The 16612-nt window shown below is 69.9% G+C and carries 15 protein-coding genes; 8 read left to right on the forward strand and 7 right to left on the reverse strand.

Going from position 1 to position 16612, the window contains the following annotated elements; genetic code table 11:
* Positions 1 to 834, forward strand: a complete 834-nt coding sequence (locus tag ACQEV1_RS49470; RefSeq protein ID WP_433404871.1) for an alpha/beta fold hydrolase — start codon at positions 1 to 3, stop codon at positions 832 to 834.
* A gap of 260 nt (positions 835 to 1094) precedes the next feature.
* Here the strand turns inward: ACQEV1_RS49470 and ACQEV1_RS49475 are convergent, their stop codons facing one another.
* The gene (locus tag ACQEV1_RS49475; protein ID WP_433406157.1) at positions 1095 to 1277 is read right to left on the reverse strand and encodes a Scr1 family TA system antitoxin-like transcriptional regulator; all 183 of its coding nucleotides are present in this window, start codon (positions 1275 to 1277) and stop codon (positions 1095 to 1097) included.
* A 137-nt stretch (positions 1278 to 1414) separates the two neighbouring features.
* On the opposite strand from ACQEV1_RS49475, the gene ACQEV1_RS49480 reads away from it, so the two are divergent.
* Positions 1415 to 2437 (forward strand): LLM class flavin-dependent oxidoreductase, encoded by a 1023-nt coding sequence (locus ACQEV1_RS49480; protein WP_433404874.1) that lies wholly within the window; start codon positions 1415 to 1417, stop codon positions 2435 to 2437.
* Positions 2438 to 2486: 49 nt separating this feature from the next.
* Here the strand turns inward: ACQEV1_RS49480 and ACQEV1_RS49485 are convergent, their stop codons facing one another.
* Entirely contained in the window at positions 2487 to 3374 is an 888-nt protein-coding gene (locus ACQEV1_RS49485; RefSeq protein ID WP_433404877.1) for a hypothetical protein, read from the reverse strand.
* An 806-nt stretch (positions 3375 to 4180) separates the two neighbouring features.
* On the opposite strand from ACQEV1_RS49485, the gene ACQEV1_RS49490 reads away from it, so the two are divergent.
* Positions 4181 to 4573, forward strand: coding sequence for a cysteine dioxygenase (locus ACQEV1_RS49490; protein ID WP_433404880.1), 393 nt, complete (start codon positions 4181 to 4183; stop codon positions 4571 to 4573).
* A gap of 1502 nt (positions 4574 to 6075) precedes the next feature.
* On the opposite strand, the gene ACQEV1_RS49495 is transcribed toward ACQEV1_RS49490, so the two are convergent.
* The 3 genes from ACQEV1_RS49495 to ACQEV1_RS49505 form a co-directional block, all read right to left on the reverse strand.
* Positions 6076 to 6603: an SRPBCC family protein gene (locus ACQEV1_RS49495; RefSeq protein WP_433404883.1), complete on the reverse strand. Its 528-nt coding sequence runs from the start codon at positions 6601 to 6603 to the stop codon at positions 6076 to 6078.
* Positions 6604 to 6704: 101 nt separating this feature from the next.
* Complete coding sequence (locus ACQEV1_RS49500; RefSeq protein ID WP_433404885.1) at positions 6705 to 8369, reverse strand: serine/threonine-protein kinase; 1665 nt, start codon at positions 8367 to 8369, stop codon at positions 6705 to 6707.
* Positions 8370 to 8447: 78 nt separating this feature from the next.
* The gene (locus ACQEV1_RS49505; RefSeq protein WP_285625338.1) at positions 8448 to 9065 is read right to left on the reverse strand and encodes a TetR/AcrR family transcriptional regulator; all 618 of its coding nucleotides are present in this window, start codon (positions 9063 to 9065) and stop codon (positions 8448 to 8450) included.
* Between the two features lie 487 nt (positions 9066 to 9552).
* Between ACQEV1_RS49505 and ACQEV1_RS49510 the strand changes: the two genes are divergently transcribed.
* The 4 genes from ACQEV1_RS49510 (at position 9553) to ACQEV1_RS49525 (ending at position 14144) form a co-directional block, all read left to right on the forward strand.
* Positions 9553 to 10047 carry a (2Fe-2S)-binding protein gene (locus tag ACQEV1_RS49510; protein WP_433404888.1) on the forward strand — a complete coding sequence of 165 codons (495 nt, stop codon included), beginning with the start codon at positions 9553 to 9555 and terminating at the stop codon, positions 10045 to 10047.
* On the forward strand, positions 10044 to 12458 hold the full coding sequence (locus tag ACQEV1_RS49515) for a xanthine dehydrogenase family protein molybdopterin-binding subunit (RefSeq protein ID WP_433404891.1): 2415 nt from the start codon (positions 10044 to 10046) through the stop codon (positions 12456 to 12458). Before ACQEV1_RS49510 ends, ACQEV1_RS49515 begins: the two co-directional genes overlap by 4 nt.
* Entirely contained in the window at positions 12455 to 13300 is an 846-nt protein-coding gene (locus ACQEV1_RS49520) for an FAD binding domain-containing protein (RefSeq protein ID WP_285625331.1), read from the forward strand. Before ACQEV1_RS49515 ends, ACQEV1_RS49520 begins: the two co-directional genes overlap by 4 nt.
* Positions 13301 to 13403: 103 nt before the next feature.
* The gene (locus ACQEV1_RS49525) at positions 13404 to 14144 is read left to right on the forward strand and encodes an SRPBCC family protein (RefSeq protein ID WP_349497986.1); all 741 of its coding nucleotides are present in this window, start codon (positions 13404 to 13406) and stop codon (positions 14142 to 14144) included.
* Between the two features lie 60 nt (positions 14145 to 14204).
* On the opposite strand, the gene ACQEV1_RS49530 is transcribed toward ACQEV1_RS49525, so the two are convergent.
* Positions 14205 to 15146 carry a cupin domain-containing protein gene (locus tag ACQEV1_RS49530; RefSeq protein ID WP_433404895.1) on the reverse strand — a complete coding sequence of 314 codons (942 nt, stop codon included), beginning with the start codon at positions 15144 to 15146 and terminating at the stop codon, positions 14205 to 14207.
* A 41-nt stretch (positions 15147 to 15187) separates the two neighbouring features.
* Here ACQEV1_RS49530 and ACQEV1_RS49535 point away from each other — a divergent pair, with 41 nt between their 5' ends.
* On the forward strand, positions 15188 to 15463 hold the full coding sequence (locus ACQEV1_RS49535; protein WP_433404897.1) for a histidine kinase dimerization/phospho-acceptor domain-containing protein: 276 nt from the start codon (positions 15188 to 15190) through the stop codon (positions 15461 to 15463).
* A gap of 508 nt (positions 15464 to 15971) precedes the next feature.
* On the opposite strand, the gene ACQEV1_RS49540 is transcribed toward ACQEV1_RS49535, so the two are convergent.
* Positions 15972 to 16547, reverse strand: coding sequence for a TetR/AcrR family transcriptional regulator (locus ACQEV1_RS49540; protein WP_433404900.1), 576 nt, complete (start codon positions 16545 to 16547; stop codon positions 15972 to 15974).
* Positions 16548 to 16612 lie beyond the last annotated feature (65 nt).

Genomic DNA, 16612 nt, shown 5'->3' on the forward strand with positions numbered 1-16612 from the left:
ATGAGTGAATGGCAGCTGTCTGAGACTTTCCGCAGCACGTCGGGTGATGTCCGGTGGGACCACCTCGGACAGCCCGGCCGGTCTCCGGTCGTGCTGCTCCACGGCACCCCCTTCTCCTCGTACGTCTGGCGCGCCGTCGCCCGCGCGCTCGCCCGCGACTACCAGGTGTTCGTGTGGGACATGCCCGGTTACGGCGCGTCGGAGAAGTTCGCCGGCCAGGATGTGTCTCTGGCCGCCCAGGGCCGGGTCTTCACCGAGCTCCTGACGCACTGGGGCATGGAAGAACCGCTGGTGGTCGCCCACGACTTCGGTGGTGCCGTCTCCTTGCGGGCGCATCTGCTGCACGGTGTTCGCTACCGCGCGCTCGCGCTGGTCGACCCGGTCGCGCTGGCCCCGTGGGGTTCCCCGTTCTTCCGGCTCGTCGGCTCGCACTCCGAGGTCTTCGAAGCGCTGCCGCCCGCGCTGCACCGCGCCCTCGTGCGCGAGTACGTCAGCTCGGCCAGCAGCCCCGGCCTGCACCCCGCCGTCCTCGACCGGCTCGTCCAGCCCTGGCTCGGCGACCCCGGCCAGGCGGCCTTCTATCGTCAGATCGCCCAGGCCGACCAGCTCCACACCGACGAAGTCCAGGATCAGTACGGGGAGATCGACCTCCCGACGCTGGTGTGCTGGGGCCAAGACGACACCTGGATCCCCGTGGCGAAAGGACCGGAACTCGCCGCCCGCATCCCGGGCGCGCGGCTGGAAACGATCGCCGGCGCGGGACACCTCGTCCAAGAGGACGCGCCCGCCGAACTCACCGCCGCTCTTGTCGCCTTCCTCCGGCAACTGAGCTGACCCGGGTACGGCCCCTCACAGAAGAGGGGCCGTAGCAGTCGGGGAAACGTTCAGTCGCGGCTCTCGATGACGGCGACCTCGACGCAGTCGCCGCCGCGTGCCGACATACGCCAGTCGAGATTCGTCACGTCCATCTTTCCTCAATCACCTTTTTGATCAGGTCGAGGGACTCCTGCTGCGGAAGGGCGAACGTCCTAATGGCTACTTGCAGCGTCAGCCGAGCCCTACGGACGCCGCAAGGTGTTCGAGTTGGCCGCGCATCACCTCTTTCCCCCGCGCTCTCGGTAGAGCGCCGCCTCATCCAGCACGACGTGCACCATCGGTGGATTTTCCCTGGCAAGGATGTTCCGCCGTTCCATTCGCGCCCGAACGGCCTCCTCATCACCGTTGAGGAGCGCACGCGCGTACTCCGGCGTCTGGAGTAGGCCAGGGACCGACGCCAGTCACCTACAATTTTTAATCGGCCCGAGAATGCTCGGAATTAATTCCCGGCAATACTTTTTGGTATGTTCAACCGAGCCCTTGACCGATACGCTGGTGGACGGTCATGTCGAGAGACGCCATGAGGAGAGGGCTGAAGATGAAGTTCGGCATCCTGTTCCGTCCTCAGGACCCGTCCGGCGGGGCGAACCTCGTCGGGCGGTGGCAGGAGATCCTGGCCGCGGCCAGGGTCGCCGAACAGGCGGGCTTCGACGGCCTCTTCGTGCCGGAACACCACATGATGCCCGACGGCTACCCGCCCTCACCGTGGGCGGCGCTCGGGGCGCTGGCCGCCATCACCGAGCGCGTCGAGATCGGCACGACGATCCACCTGCTGCCGTTCGAGCACCCGATCCACGTCGCCGAGCACGGGGCGATGGTCGACATCATCTCGGGCGGCCGCCTGCGACTCGGCTGCGGGCTGGGAAACTTCCCGTCCGAGTTCGAGCTGTACGGGATCGACCCCGCCTCCCAGGTGTCGCGCTTCGAGGAGTGCATCGAGATCGTCCAGCGCGCGTGGGCCGGGGAGGAGATCGACTTCCACGGTAGGCACTTCGACATCAAGGGCCGGGTGACCCCCCGACCGGTGGGCGCCGAGCTGTGGCTGGGCGCGATGTCGGAACCGGGCGTACGCCGAGCGGCCCGCTTCGGCTGCCCCTGGCCGACCGATCCACTGCACAACATCGACGTCATGAGGCACTGGGCGGAGGTGTACCGAAGCGCCGGCGAGGAGTACGGCACCTCCCCCGAGCTGGGCGTCAACCTGCTACGCGACGGCTGGGTCGCCGACTCTTTGGCCGACGTCGAACGCACCTGGTGGCCGCACGTCCGCGCCGACCACTGGTTCTACTTCAAGGAGGTCCCGCGCTGGGTGGCCGACCGCGAGCCGTTCCTCCAGGACGTCACCGAGGAGGAGGACTTCAAGTTCGACCGCCACCGCATCGACCGCCTGATCGTCGGCAACCCGGACGAGTGTGTCGCCTCGATCCGCGCCTTCCAGGAGGCACTCGACCCGAACTACCTCATCATGACCTTCCGCATGGCGTCAGGCCCGAACCACCAGCAGGAACTGGAGTGCATCCGCCGCTTCGGCACGGAGGTCATCCCCGCGTTCCGACCCTAGATTTCCCCGAGACGAAGTAGGCACCCCCGAGCAGGGCTTACCGGACGGATCAGTCGAATATGTCCGTCACGGAGTTAGCGACGGCAGCGCGCTTGAGCCACATGTCCAGCTGCTCGATGTCGGTGCAGCCGCAAATGCGGGCGCGGACGTCTTCGGACACCTCGATCTGCCGGGCGGCCAAGATCGTCAGAATCGACTTGACCTCCCCCTTGGCCTCGCCTTCCGTCCGGCCTTCCTCCAGACCGTCGGCTTTGCCGCGGCCGTAGTGCTCCTTGGCGAAGGGACTGAAAACAGGCCAATCCGTTGATGCCATGATCTTCCTTAGAACGCTTTGAGCCTCGGGCGTGGCCATAACGTATGCGTATTCAGAGTAATACACACCGTGTTCGCTGTCCTCCACGGCCTTCAGGGCGTACGCGAAGGTCCTGAGTACCTCCTGGTTCCGGCCATGGACCATTACCCCCAGCGCGGCGAGTTCGGGATGGGCGGCGACCACCTCAAGATCGGTGATTACCGGAACCTGTTTCGGCCCCAGCACCACCGCCCGGAGGACGAAGCCGGGCAGGCTGGTCTCGATCGGCTCGGCGTACCAGGCCGCGGCGTCCGCGTCAGGGCAGACGCACAGCACCGTCACAGGGCATCTCAGCATCAGCCACAACGCCGCGGCGTAGCGAGGTAACTGCCGACGCTTCGCCTCGGTCTTCTCCTGCTGGACTTCCACGATGATCCCGTGCACCGGCTCCCGCGGGGAGCCGACGACGATCACCGTGTCGGGCTGGAAGTCCTTCGACGGCCGATCGTTGAAATCGTTGCTCTCCACACGCACCGGCCGGTCGACCGGCACGTCGACGCCCATCACATCGTGAAGGATGTCGACGGCCAGCCGCGGATGGTCGCGGAAGAGTTGATTGATGATGTCGTGCTGGGGGGATGGCACGTCACAGGACGTTACCTTAAGAGCACCTAACGTGACGACCGTTTAGGGGAAAGGGCAACGCTCCACAGCACCTTGCCCGTGCAATCGCGCAGATTCGTGGTCAATTCGCCCGATTCCCCCATTAATAGCGATTTCACCGAAGAACTGGTATCTCTCCAGCGGTGAGGTGTTGGCCTGCGGCGGGGCCCACTGGAACTTCACCGTCGGGGCGGCGAGGGCGCGCAGGTTGTCGTCCAGCAGGTTGCACTTGTGCTGGCCGCGGTAATCCGCGAGGGTCTCGGCGACCTTCGCCTTCTCCGGCGAGGGGTCCGCGGGGCGGTGCCGAACGTGCCGGTGGCCGGGGCCGAGACCAGCGACGCGTCGTACGGGTCGGCGGCCCGGACGCGGTAGTGGACCTGCGCGCCGGCGGGCACCGGGGCGAGCAGCGGGCCGCGCATCGTCGAGAGATGCCGGAAGTCCGGGCGGGTGCTGACGTCGATCGAGTCCCATAATCAACTCCCGTCTCGAAACCGCACCGATGTGGCGGCCGACGGCGTACGAGACCAGGACCGGAAATGGCCAACCGGTGAACTGTTCCAGGGGCACCGTACGGTTTGAGTGCTTCGTGCCTGGTAGGGGCGCTCGTCCGGCTTGACATGACCCCGTGACGGCTTACAGACTTCTTCCATGCCAGCGCGTACCTTCCTGACCGCCGACGTGGCGTCCCGCCACGCGGTCATCGCGCTGTGTCCTTCGTGTTGTCGCTGACCTGATCTTCGTCGTAGACGTCAGCCCGCGGCGTTCGGCCGCACTCCGAAGGACCCTTGATGAACTTCTCGGCCATTCCCGATCTCACCATGCAGAGCCACGAGGCCGTCGACGGCCTCACCGTCGGCCGCCTGGCCGGCGTCGTCCGCGAGGTCGCGGCCCGGCCCGCGTACTGGTGGCACCTCGCCCGCTTCGACGGCACGCCCGTGCGGATCGCCGCCGCGAACGACCTGTGGCTGTCGGTCTGGCCGCCCGGCCACCACGCCGACCCGGGCGCCGCCGTGCTCACCGTCCTCGCCGGCGAGCTGTCCGAGCGGACGATCACCGACCAGGGCGTCGCCGAGCGCACGCTGCGGGCCAACCGCATCCGCGTGTACGGCGCCGACAACCCCCGTGAGCTGGTCAACCTCGGACCCGGCTATGCCCTCAGCCTGCACGCGAACCGTGGATGAGCGTTGAGTGAACTCCACGGAGCAGACCGTGGAAAGCCGACATCGACCCCATAGCGTCGAGTCACATGGCGCGTCCCCTCTCCCTGATCGCCCTGGTGGCGAGCGTCGCCGCCATGTGCGCGACCATGGTGCTCGGCCCGTCGGACGCCGTACCGTTCTTCGGCTCGACCGGCCCGTTCCTCACGCTTCACGCCTCGCCGTCGCACGCGGTCGTGACCGCGCTGACCTGGTTCGCGGCGCTGAGCGCCGGGGCGGGCACGCTGGCCGGCCTGTACGCCCTGCGCCGCGGGCGCCTCGCCGGCCCGGGACGCCTGCTCGCCGCCGGGATCGTCACGGCCTGCGTGTTCGCGCTGCTGCCGCCGGCCGGCTCGGTGGACATCCTGAACTACGCGATCTACGGGCGGATCGCCGACCTCGGCCGTGACCCGTACGTCACGACGCCCTTCCTGCTGGCGCGTACCGGCGACCGGGTCGGCGTGCTGCTGCCGAGCGGCTGGCAGCGGGTGCCGACCGTGTACGGGCCGGTCACGACCGCGATCCAGTGGGCGGCGGCGCACGTCGGCGCCGGCTCGATGGCGCGGATCATCTTCCTGCTCAAGTGGGCGAACGCGGCGGCGTTCGCCGGCACCGCCGTCCTCCTCGACCGCCTCGCGGGTCCGGACCCGGTCCGCCGCGTCCGGGCCTGCCTGCTGTGGACGGTCAACCCGATCATGCTGTTCTGGATGGTCGGCAGCGGGCACGCGGACGTGTTCGCGGTGTTCTTCCTGGTGCTGGCCCTGTGGCTGCTGCGCCGCCCGTCACTCTTGGGAATCCTCGGCGGCGCCGCCGGGGGCGCGGCCGTCGCGGTCAAGGCGTCCTTCCTGTTCCCGGCCGCCGCGCTGGTCGCCGTCGCCTGGTTCGGCCCGGCACGGATCAGGCGATCGGTGGCTACCGCGCTGGGCCTCCTGCTCGTCGCGGGTGGCGGCTACCTGCTGGCCGGACCGGCCGCCGTCCACTCGCTGCACACCCGCCTCGGCCGCAAGAAGGACCGGTACCTGCCGGTTCCGGACGTCATTCTCAATCACCACGGCCTGTACGCCGTGTGGATGGCGCTGCTGGCCGTGACGCTGACCGCGTTCCTGTGGTGGCGGTCGGGCCTGCCGTTCGCCCTGTGGCGCCGCGTGCCGGACACCGGCCTCCTGCCCGTCGCGGTGCTGGCGTTCGGCACGACACTCGTCTCGCCCCTGCAGTACCCCTGGTACGACGCGATGCTCCTGCCGCTGCTCGCCGCCCTCCCGCTGCGGCCGTACGCCCGGCTGGACGGGCCGCTCGTGGTCCGCGGCGTGATGCTGGCCGTGATGACGCTGCCCGGAGTGCGGGTGGACGGGTACCAGCACCTCGCCGTCCGCTGGCTGAACCTGGTGTGGCTGCTGGTCTTCGTCGTCACCGTCTGGCACGGCACCCACCGCCGGCGCGTGGAGCCGCCGGCGGCCGAACCGGTGGCCGAGGTTCCGGCGGCGAACTTATCCCGTACCGGTGTCCACCGGCCGGGCGTCGGTGTGCAGGTTGGGTCTCCTCTCCAGGTACGCCTTGAGGTGGCGCAGTGTGGCGGCGATGTTGGCGCCGTTGACCCCGCCGCGGTTGGCGACGCCGGTGAACGCGATGCTGAACGGGATGAACCAGCGCGGCACGCGCACCCAGCTGGTCTCGGTGACCTTGCAGCCGTCCGCCGTGGCCTCGATGTCGTACTGCCAGCGTGAGACGGGAACGTTGAACGGCGCCGTCACCTCGTAGGCGAAGCGCCGGCCCGGATCGGCGTCCGTGATGCTGCAGGTGGTGGCCCAGCGACGCGGCCCGTTGCGGTTGTAGCCACGGAAGCGGGCGCCGACGGCGGGGGCGGTGACGCCGTCCAGCCAGCGGGCGCTGTAGGTCTCCTCGGCGAGGAGGGCCATGGACGGCGGATCGCTGATGACGCTGTACGCCTCGTCCGGTTCCGCCCCGATGGTCACCGTGCCCGTCGCCGCGGGGTCGGGGAATCGTGGTATGCGCATCCGGCCTCCTTCCTCATGTAAGCGGTGATTACATCAGGGCGACAGCCGCGGGTCAAGGTTCCTGACTCAGACCGCGGTGACGGCGGCCCCGAGGCTCGGCCTCAATCGACCTTGGCGCACAGGTTGCCGCCGCGGAAGTCCCAGGTGTAGGAGTCGCTGGGGCAGGCGCCGTTGGTGAGCCCGGTGACCTGGAGTATGTAGTTGAATTCCTGCGGGACGGTGCTCTTGCCGCATTCCCACGAGGTCATCAGCCCGAAGGAGTTGATGGCGGGCCTGCCCTTCTTCGAGCCGTTGACCCCCAGGAAGCACTCACCGACGCGAAGCTGGCGTTCGAGGCAGAGGTTGACCGGCTTCCCCGTGCCGCGGTAGCTCCACGTCGCGTTCCCGTCGATGGGCTTGTCGTCGCAGGTGCCGTCCGTCACCCGGGTGACCCGCACGTAGGCGTCCGTACGGTCGCAGTCGACCGCACGCGGCAGGTCCTCGCTCCATTCGTCCCTCGCGTGCGGGTCCATGTACGCGTTCAGGCAGTCGCCGGCCGAGATGGCCGCGAACGCCTGGCCGGTGGGGTCCGGCGTCGGGGTCTCCTCATCGGACGACTGGGACTCGCTCGCCCGCGCGTCGCCCGAACCCGACGCGTCGTTCTTGTCCTGTTGGCTGACGACGAACCAGACGATCGCGGCGAGCAGCACCGCACCCACCAGCGCCGCCACCCCGTACACCGCCTGCTGCTGCGCGGGTTTGTTCGGCGGCGGAGACGAAGGTGGGAAATAGGGAGGGCCCTGCGGCGGAGGCGGGGGTGCGAACTGGGGCGGGACCGGCGGCGGCCCGGGAGCCTTCGCGTTCTCGCGGACGTCATCGGGGACGGTCGCGCCGGTCAGGGCGCTGGTCTCCGCCACCTGGGTGACGATCATCGTGTTGACGGGCTGGGGCAGCGACAGTCCCTCGCCGTCCACCAGCGCGGAGTAGTGGTCGAGGAACTCCCCGACGCCGGGCCGGTCGTCCGGGTCCTTCTCCAGGCCGGCCGCGATCAGGGGCAGCAGCGACGCGGGCACGCCCGTCAGGTCGGGCTCCTCGTTGACGATCCGGTAGCCGAGGGCGTCACCCGGCCCCTCGCCGAACGGTCCCCGGCCGGTGGCGGCGAACGCCAGCACCGCCGCCAGGCAGAACACGTCGCTGGCCGGTCCGACCTCGCGGCCGCGGAACTGCTCGGGCGACATGTACCCGGGCGTGCCGATCAGGGCGCTGCGGGTGGTCTGCGAGGTGGCGTCCAGCGCGCGGGCGATGCCGAAGTCGATGATCCGTGGGCCGTCCGAGGCGAGCAGCACGTTGCCGGGCTTGAGGTCCCGGTGGACCACCTCGCGGGCGTGGATCGCCGTCAGCCCCTCGGCCAGGCCCGCGCCGAGCGCCGCCACCGTCCGCTCGGGCAGCGCCCCGTGCTCGTCGACGGCCTCCTGCAGCGACGGACCGGCGATGTACTCCGTCACGAGCCACGGCGGATCGGCGTCGGTGTCGGCGTCCACCACCTGCGCGGTATGGAACCCGCCGACGCGCCGGGCCGCCGCGACCTCCTGCGTGAACCGCCGCCGGAACCGCATGTCGTCGGCGAAGTTGGGATGGACGATCTTGACCGCGACCGTACGGCCGCCCTGCGAGCGGCCCAGGTAGACCCGGCCCATCCCGCCGGCTCCGAGCCGTGCGAGCAGGAGGTACTGACCGACCCGCTGCGGATCACCCGGCTTGAGCGGTAGCAGCCTGCCGCTGGACACTCCGCGCACCCTCGCCTTCACACCAAGATCAGAGTCTTGACTCTCTCATGACGAGAAGACGGGAGAAAGCAGAACGGGCTACGCGTCGCCTCCGCGACCGCACCCCGTGACCGACGGCCCGAACGCGTTCAGCACCTGCTCGGCCAGCCCCTCCCCCTCGGACCGCGGCAGATAGCCATCGATGATCATCTGGGACAGCCCGTAGACCAGCGCCTGACCCGCGATGGCGATCATGATGGGGTCGCCGTCCGGGAGTTCGCCCGCCCGCTGGCCCGCCACGACGATGTCGCCCAGGGTCTGCTCCAGGCGGGACAGCCGGCCCCGGAGCTCGTCCGGCTGTTCGGCGCCGAAGACCCTCGATTTGATCAGCTCGAAACGGTGCGGATGCCGGATCGCGTACCGCACGAACCCCAGACCGTAGGCGTGCATCGCCGGACCCTGGGCGCTCGCGAGCGCCGCGGACTGCCATTCCTCGAAGTCGGCCAGGATCCGGTCCGTGACCGCCGTCAGCAGCGCCTGCCGGTCGCTGAAGTGCCGGAACGGGGCCCCCGGCGACACGCCGGCGCGGCGCGCGACCTCGCGCACGCTCACCTTGTCGAGCCCGCGTTCGTCCAGGAGGTCGAGCGCCGCCGCGACGAGAGCCGAGGGCAGGGAGCCGTGGTGGTAACCGGCGCGCTGACCGCTCTTGTCGTCCATGCGTGCAGTGCTACCACAGCCGGAACGAACGACAAGCCCGCGCCCGAATCGAAAACGCCTCGTGGCGGCCGCGGGACGGTCAAGTGAACGAGAGTGGTCGGTGATGATCCGGTGGCGACGTTGCGCCAGCTCTGGTCTACGGGGGGTGTTGAGGCTTACGTTGGCACCACCAGCCTCCTTGCCACAGGAGTTCGTGATGCCGCGTAGCCGCACCAGACGCATCCGCAAAGCCTCCGCGCGTATCCGCCGCAAGCATCGTTCCGGCGCACGCCGTACCCACAAGGTGGTCCTGCCCGAGCAGCCCGCCAAGGGCTGACCACCGCCGCGACGCACTCCTCGTACGAAAGAGCGCCACCGCGACGCTCCCCTCTGCCACTTTCCTTCGACGAAGAAGGCAACGTCATGTGGCCGGCGCACCGACGAACCCGCGGACCTCCTGGATGCCTGGCACGCCCAGGTTCGCAAACAGTTCATCCAGGGAGGACGAATGCCGCGCGTGTCCATAGAGGTCGACGGAGTCAAGTACGACGATGACGTCGAGCCGCGTCTTCTACTCGCCCACTATCTCCGTGACCGCCTCGGCAAGGTCGGGACGCCCATCGGCTGCGACACATCCAACTGCGGCGCGTGCACCGTCCTCCTCGACGGCATGAGCGTCAAGAGCTGCTCCGTCCTCGCCGTCCAAGCCGACGGGCAGGACGTCACCACCATCGAGGGTCTCGGCGACGGCCAGGGGCTGCACCCGCTCCAGCGCGCCTTCCACCAGGAGCACGCCCTCCAGTGCGGCTACTGCACCCCCGGCATGATCATGGCCGCGCTCGACCTGCTGCGGGAGAACCCCGACCCCTCCGACGAGGAGGTACGCGAGGGGCTCGAAGGCAATCTGTGCCGCTGTACGGGCTACCAGAACATCGTGCGAGCGGTGAGGCGAGCCGCCGGCGACCTCAGCCCGAATCCGGCGCAGCAGGAGGCCACCCGATGACCGCCGCCCCCGAGATCGGCAGCGCCCGCCTGCGCTCCGAAGACGCCCGGCTGATCACCGGACGGACCAACTGGACCGACAACATCCAGCTGCCGGGCCTGCTCCACGCGGCGTTCCTGCGCAGCCCGGTCGCGCACGCGCGCATCACCGCGATCGACGTGAGCGAGGCCCGCGAGCGGCCCGGCGTGATCGCGGTCTTCACCGGCGCGGACCTGGCCGACGAGCAGGGCAGCCTGCCGTGCGCATGGCCGGTCACCGAGGACATGGTGCTGCCGGACCATCCGCCGATCGCGGTGAGCGAGGTCCGGTACGTCGGCGAGCCGGTGGCCGTCGTGGTGGCCCGCGACCGGTACGCCGCCGCGGACGCGCTCGAGGCGATCGACGTCGACTACGAGTCCCTGCCCGCCGTGCTGGACATGGAGTCGGCGGTCAGGGAGGGCGCCGACCTCGTCCACGCCGACAAGGGCACGAACAAGTCCTACGAGTGGGTCTTCGAGGCGGGTGACATCGACGCGGCCTTCCGTGACGCACCGGTCGTCATCGAACGCCGGTACGTCCAGCAGCGGCTGATCCCGACCGCGATGGAGCCGCGCGCGGTGGTCTGCTCGGCCGTGGGCGACGAGTACACCCTGTGGTCGGCGACGCAGATCCCGCACATTCTGCGGCTGATGCTGGCCACCGTGACCGGCATCCCCGAGCACCGGCTCCGGGTCGTCGCGCCGGACGTCGGCGGCGGTTTCGGCTCCAAGCTCCAGGTGTACGGCGAGGAGGTGGCCTGCCTCCTGCTGACAAAACGGCTCGGCCGCCCGATCAAGTGGACCGAGTCGCGCAGCGAGGGCAACGCGACCGTCCACCACGGCCGCGACCAGATCCAGCGGCTGTCGCTGGCGGCCGACTCGGACGGGCGGATCCGCGGGCTCAAGGTCGACCTGCTCGCCGACATGGGCGCCTACCTGATGCTGGTCACGCCGGGCGTCCCGCTGCTGGGCGCGTTCATGTTCAACGGCATCTACAAGATGGACGCCTACCACTTCAAGTGCGCCGGGATCTTCACCACCAAGACCCCGACCGACGCGTACCGGGGCGCCGGCCGGCCGGAGGCCACGTACGCGATCGAGCGGCTGATGGACGAGCTGGCCGGCGAGCTGTCCCTCGACCCGCTGGAGGTGCGCCGCCGCAACTGGATCAAGCACGAGGAGTTCCCGTACGAGACGATCGCCGGGCTGACCTACGACTCCGGCAACTACGAGGCCGCGACGGACAAGGCGCGGCAGCTGTTCCACTATGACGAACTGCGCGCCGAACAGGCCGACCGGCGCGACCGCGGCGATCCCGTGCAGCTCGGCATCGGCGTCTCGACGTTCACCGAGATGTGCGGTCTCGCGCCGTCGCGGGTGCTCGGCTCGCTGTCGTACGGCGCGGGCGGCTGGGAGCACGCGTCCGTACGGGTGCTGCCGTCCGGCAAGGTCGAGGTGGTGACCGGCTCGTCGGCGCACGGGCAGGGGCACGAGACGGCGTGGGCGCAGATCACCGCCGACCGGCTGGGCGTGCCGTTCGAGGACGTACGCGTGCTGCACGGCGACACCGCCGTCTCGCCCAAGGGCATGGACACCTACGGCTCGCGGTCCCTCGCCGTCGGCGGCGTGGCGCTGTACAACGCCTGCGACAAGGTGATCGACAAGGCCCGCCGGATGGCCGCGCACCTGCTGGAGGCCGACGAGAAGGACATCGATTTCGAAGGAGGCGCGTTCTCCGTACGCGGCGTGCCCGACCAGTCGCGGACGCTGCAGGAGGTGTCGCTGGCCGCCTTCGCGGCGCACGACCTGCCCGAGGGCTTCGAGCCGTCGCTCGACTCCGACGCCACGCACGACCCGGACAACTTCTCCTTCCCGCACGGCACGCACCTGTGCGCCGCCGAGGTGGACACCGAGACCGGGTACGTCAAGATCCGCTCGTACGTCGCGGTGGACGACGTCGGCAAGGTGGTCAATCCGCTGATCGTCGAGGGCCAGGTGCACGGCGGCCTGGCGCAGGGCATCGCCCAGGCGCTGTACGAGGAGGCGGTCTACGACGCCGACGGCAACCTGACGACCACGACGATGGCCGACTACCTGCTCCCGGCGGCCTCGGACCTGCCGACGTTCACCACCGACCGCACCGAGACGCCGGCGACCACGAACCCGCTGGGCGTCAAGGGCGTCGGCGAGGCCGGCACGATCGCCTCCACGCCCGCCGTGGTGAACGCGATCGTCGACGCCCTCCGCCCGTACGGGGTGGACGACGTGCCCATGCCGTGCACGCCCGAACGCGTGTGGCGGGCCTTGCGCGGGGGTGGACCGGAACACTCGACGCGGCCCGGTGCGGGCGGCGGGCTCGGATCGGCCACCGAGGACAGCAGGAGTGAGGCATGATTCCCGGATCGTTCGACTATGTCCGGCCGTCGTCGCTGGATGAGGCGGTCTCGGCGCTGCGCGACGCCGGCGACGAGGGCAAGGTGATCGCGGGCGGGCAGAGCCTGCTGCCGCTGCTGCGCCTGCGGCTGGCGTTCCCCGAGGTGCTGATCGACGTCGCCTCGGTGCCGGAGCTGCACGGTGTGCGCGACGAGGGCTCCTCACTGCTGGTGGGCGCCATGACGACGCACTACGACGTGCTGCGCGATCCGCTGATCCGCGAGCACGCGCCCCTGGTCGCGGCGGCCACCTCGACCGTCGCCGACCCGGCCGTACGCCACCGGGGCACCTTCGGCGGCTCGCTCGCGCACGCGGACCCGGCGGGCGACCTGCCGGCGGTCGTGCTGGCGATGGACGGGGTGTTCGTCACGTCGTCGCGGGAGATCCCGGCGGCCGAGTTCTTCGCCGACTACCTGACCTCGACGCTCGAACCCGACGAGGTCCTGGTCGGCGTCCGCCTGCCGAAGGCCTTCGCCGGCTGGGGCTTCCACTACGAGAAGTTCCACCGGACGGCGCAGGCCTGGGCCATCGTCGGCGTCGCGTGCCTCGTCGACCGCTCGGGCGGCGAGGTCGCCGGGGCCCGGATCGGCCTGACCAACATGGGTTCGACGCCGGTACGCGCGTCGGCGGTGGAGGCGGCGGTCCGGGGCGGCGCGGCCGACCGGGAGGCGTTCCGCGCGGCGGCCGCAAGCGCCGCCGAGGGCACCAGCCCACCCAGCGACCTGCACGGATCCTCCGACTACCGCCGGCACCTCGCGACGGTCCTGACCGCGCGTGCGCTGTCGGCGGCGGCCGGCGTCTAGAACTCGTCGCATGTTGGCTCCGCCGGCGCGGGGTATGCAGTCGTGCATACCCCGCGTCAGCGGAGCTTGGGGGCCCTCATAGGCTCCATCTGGGAGGATGTCCATGGAACTCGATCATGAATTCACCGTTCCCGTGCCCGTGGACCAGGCGTGGGCGGTCCTGCTCGACATCGAGCGGATCGCTCCGTGCATGCCCGGCGCGACACTCGACTCGGTCGACGGCGACGACTTCACGGGCCGGCTCAAGGTGAAGCTCGGGGCGATGACGATCACGTACAAGGGCTCGGCCCGCATCGCCGCGCGCGACGAGGACACCCACACGGTGTCCATCGAGGGCACCGGCAAGGAGGCGCGCGGCGCCGGAACGGCCAGCGCGAACGTCCAGGCACAGCTGCACGGCGAGGGCGACAGCACCCGGGTCACGGTGCATACCAAGCTCAACATCACCGGGCGTCCGGCGCAGTTCGGCCGCAACATCATGTCCGAGGTCGGCGGCAAGCTGGTCGGGCGGTTCGCGGACAACCTCGCCGAGGAGATCACACGGCCCGCAGAAGGCGCAGAGGCGCCCGAGGCCGCTCCGGCGGAGCCGCAGGCCGAGCCCGCGCCGAGCGGTGACGGCGCTCCGCAGCCCGCCGAGGCCGCGGAACCGCAGGCCGCACCCGCCGAGACCCCGCCGCAGCCGGCGGCGCAGCGGCCCGTCGCGGCGCGCGCGTCCAACGACGAGGCGATCAACCTGCTGGAGTTCGCGGGCCCCTCGATCGCCAAGCGGCTGGCACCCGTGGCGCTGGCCCTCGTGGGTCTGGTGGGCCTGTGGCGGATCGTCCGGCGCGTCCGGCGCAAGTGATCAGCTAAGCCGCCCGCCCGCGCCGGGCGGGGGCGTCGGAGCCGGTGGCCGTCGGCTCGGTTACGCCGCCGCGCTCCGGCGGAATCGGGCCGGGGTCGATCCGCTCGCGAGACGGAATGCCCGGCCGAAGGCCGACTCGGAGTGGTACCCGACCTTGGCGGCGACCGCGGCCACGGTGAGGTCGGTCTCGGTGAGCAGATCGGCCGCGATCATCATGCGGATGTGGGTGAGGAAGGCGCCGACGGTCATCCCCGTGCGATGGGAGAAATGCCGGACGAACGTGGCCCGCGACATGCCGGCGATCTGCGCGAGATGTGCGATCGACCAGTCGGCGTCGGGCTCGCGGAGCAGGACGTCGATGACGCCACGGATCCGCTCGTCGTCGGCCGCGGTCCACAGTGCCGTGTCGGCCGGCCGCCGGTTCGACTTCCGTAGCACCATCGCGAGCAGGGCGCCGCAGAGGTAGGAGAGGATGGCAGCCGTGCCGGGCCCGTCGTTCTGCGCCTCGCGGCGCATGACCGTGCTCAGCATCCGCACGACCTCGGTCGCCTCGCCGGATTCGGCGAAGGAGACGTGGATCGGGTCGGGGAGGCTCCGGAAGAGCATCGTGCCCGCGCCGGAACCGTACGAGTAATGTCCGCAGAACAGGTCGATCATCTCCTCGCCGACCGGGCTGCGGATGGTGTCGAACGTCTCGCCCGGCGTCTCGACCGCTCTCTGAGCCCGTCCGGCGCCGGCCGTGCGGATGCGGTGGGGTTCGGCTCGCGGAAGCAGGACGACATCACCGGGCCGTAGGTCGAGACGCCGGCCGGGGAGTTCGAGTGTGCAGGTGCCGTCAAGCAGCACGTGGAATGGAGCCTCGCCCTGGCCGTACCCGGACACGTCCATGACGGTCGTGCCGGCGAGGAGGCAACGCTTGTCCAGGCTCGCCTGAAGTCTCGCCATCTGGATAAGCCGACTGACAGTGTCCATGAGACGCTCGCGCGGGAAATTGAGACTCATACGCCTTGTTCGCTCAATCTTAGGCGACGAGGCTCAAGGTCATGGATGACAACCGACACCAGGGTCAAGAGCTCGCACCACAACTCGTGACCGAGCTGTCGCATGCGCTGCGCACACCCCTGACCTCGATACTCGTCTATGCCTGGCTGCTGGCCGACAACCCGCGCAAGAACCTCTCCGCCGAAGAGGTCGGCTTCGCCACCGGCATTCATCACGCCGGCTCCGCCCTTCTCCATCAAATCGACCACATCCTCGATCGTGAAGCGCGCCGCCGTCACCGCCGGCCACGCCTTCGCCCTGGCACCGCCCCCGCTTGAACGGGAGGTCCGGGCGACACGCCCGGCCGAGGACCGTGCAAGGAGAACGTCGTGCTGAACGAGGACTCTGTCTTCGACGTGATCGTGCTCGGTGCGGGCCCGGCACGCCCGTCCGGCGGGTACCCGAGCGGCTCATCGCGATCGGCGGCGGCCCGTCGCCTGTGAGATGTCGCAGGCACTGCACGCCCTCGGCGCCAAGGAGACCACCGTCGCATGCGGGCGACCGAGGTGCCTGACGGCCGGCTGTACGCCGTCGGGGACGTCAACGGACGCAACCTGCTCACCCACATGGGCAAGCACCAGGCCCGCGTCTGCGGCGACGTGATCGTCGCCCGCGTCGGCGGCCGGCCCGACGACGGTCGACCTCCTGCCCGGAGCCATCATCGCGGTGACCGCCGAGGTCACCCTGGATCGGCTCTGGCACGCCGTTCCGTCCTTCCCGGCCACGGGCGAGATCTGGCTGAACCTCCTGCAGGACTACGGCATGTGACGCCCGAGCTCATCGTGATCAGCGGAGAGAGTCGATCCAGCGCTCCAGCCGGCGGCCTTCGGCGGCCATCAGCTCCGGGTCCCGGAAGGTGTTGGTGAGCAGGGAGATCCCCTGATACGCGGCGAACAGGGCGACGGCGAGCTCCCGCGCGTCGTCGCGCCCCATCGCCGTGAACTGGCCCTCGATCCAGTCGATCAGCCGCCGCATGACGGCGGCGACCGTACGGTCGAGGCCGTCGGCGCGCTTGTCCAGTTCGGCGGCGAGGCTGCCCGTGGGGCAGCCGAACCGAGCGGCGACGTCGCGGCCGTCGACCCAGCCGCGTACGAGCGCCTTGAGCCGCTCCTCGGGCGAGGGCAGCCGGTCGAGTGCGGCGATCGTCTTCCGCAGGTGGTCCGCCTGCGTGTCGATCGCGGCCTCGACCAGCTGGTCCTTGGTCTTGAAGTAGTAGTAGACGTTGCCCACCGGGACGTCGGCCGCCTGCGCGATGTCCGCGAGCGTGGTCCGCTCGACGCCCTGCTCGTGCAGCACCCGGGCCGCCGCGCCCGCGAGCCGCTCCCGCTTGCCGGGCCCCCGCCCGGTTTTTGAGTCAGTCACCCGACTAACTGTAGACGTGACCGGCCGGAGTCGGCTACGGTCTTAGTTAGTTAACTGACTAAGGA

This window comes from Actinoallomurus sp. CA-142502 (genome assembly GCF_050936355.1).
In the GTDB taxonomy this organism is placed as follows: domain Bacteria; phylum Actinomycetota; class Actinomycetes; order Streptosporangiales; family Streptosporangiaceae; genus Actinoallomurus; species Actinoallomurus iriomotensis.

What these genes read in the sequence shown, in the direction of transcription:
- ACQEV1_RS49470 (WP_433404871.1), top strand. Translation starts at nt 1, where the DNA reads ATGAGTGAATGGCAGCTGTCTGAGACTTTCCGCAGCACGTCGGGTGAT.
- ACQEV1_RS49480 (WP_433404874.1), top strand. Translation starts at nt 1,415, where the DNA reads ATGAAGTTCGGCATCCTGTTCCGTCCTCAGGACCCGTCCGGCGGGGCG.
- ACQEV1_RS49490 (WP_433404880.1), top strand. Translation starts at nt 4,181, where the DNA reads ATGAACTTCTCGGCCATTCCCGATCTCACCATGCAGAGCCACGAGGCC.
- ACQEV1_RS49495 (WP_433404883.1), bottom strand. Translation starts at nt 6,603, where the DNA reads ATGCGCATACCACGATTCCCCGACCCCGCGGCGACGGGCACGGTGACC.
- ACQEV1_RS49505 (WP_285625338.1), bottom strand. Translation starts at nt 9,065, where the DNA reads ATGGACGACAAGAGCGGTCAGCGCGCCGGTTACCACCACGGCTCCCTG.
- ACQEV1_RS49510 (WP_433404888.1), top strand. Translation starts at nt 9,553, where the DNA reads ATGCCGCGCGTGTCCATAGAGGTCGACGGAGTCAAGTACGACGATGAC.
- ACQEV1_RS49515 (WP_433404891.1), top strand. Translation starts at nt 10,044, where the DNA reads ATGACCGCCGCCCCCGAGATCGGCAGCGCCCGCCTGCGCTCCGAAGAC.
- ACQEV1_RS49520 (WP_285625331.1), top strand. Translation starts at nt 12,455, where the DNA reads ATGATTCCCGGATCGTTCGACTATGTCCGGCCGTCGTCGCTGGATGAG.
- ACQEV1_RS49525 (WP_349497986.1), top strand. Translation starts at nt 13,404, where the DNA reads ATGGAACTCGATCATGAATTCACCGTTCCCGTGCCCGTGGACCAGGCG.
- ACQEV1_RS49530 (WP_433404895.1), bottom strand. Translation starts at nt 15,146, where the DNA reads ATGAGTCTCAATTTCCCGCGCGAGCGTCTCATGGACACTGTCAGTCGG.
- ACQEV1_RS49535 (WP_433404897.1), top strand. Translation starts at nt 15,188, where the DNA reads ATGGATGACAACCGACACCAGGGTCAAGAGCTCGCACCACAACTCGTG.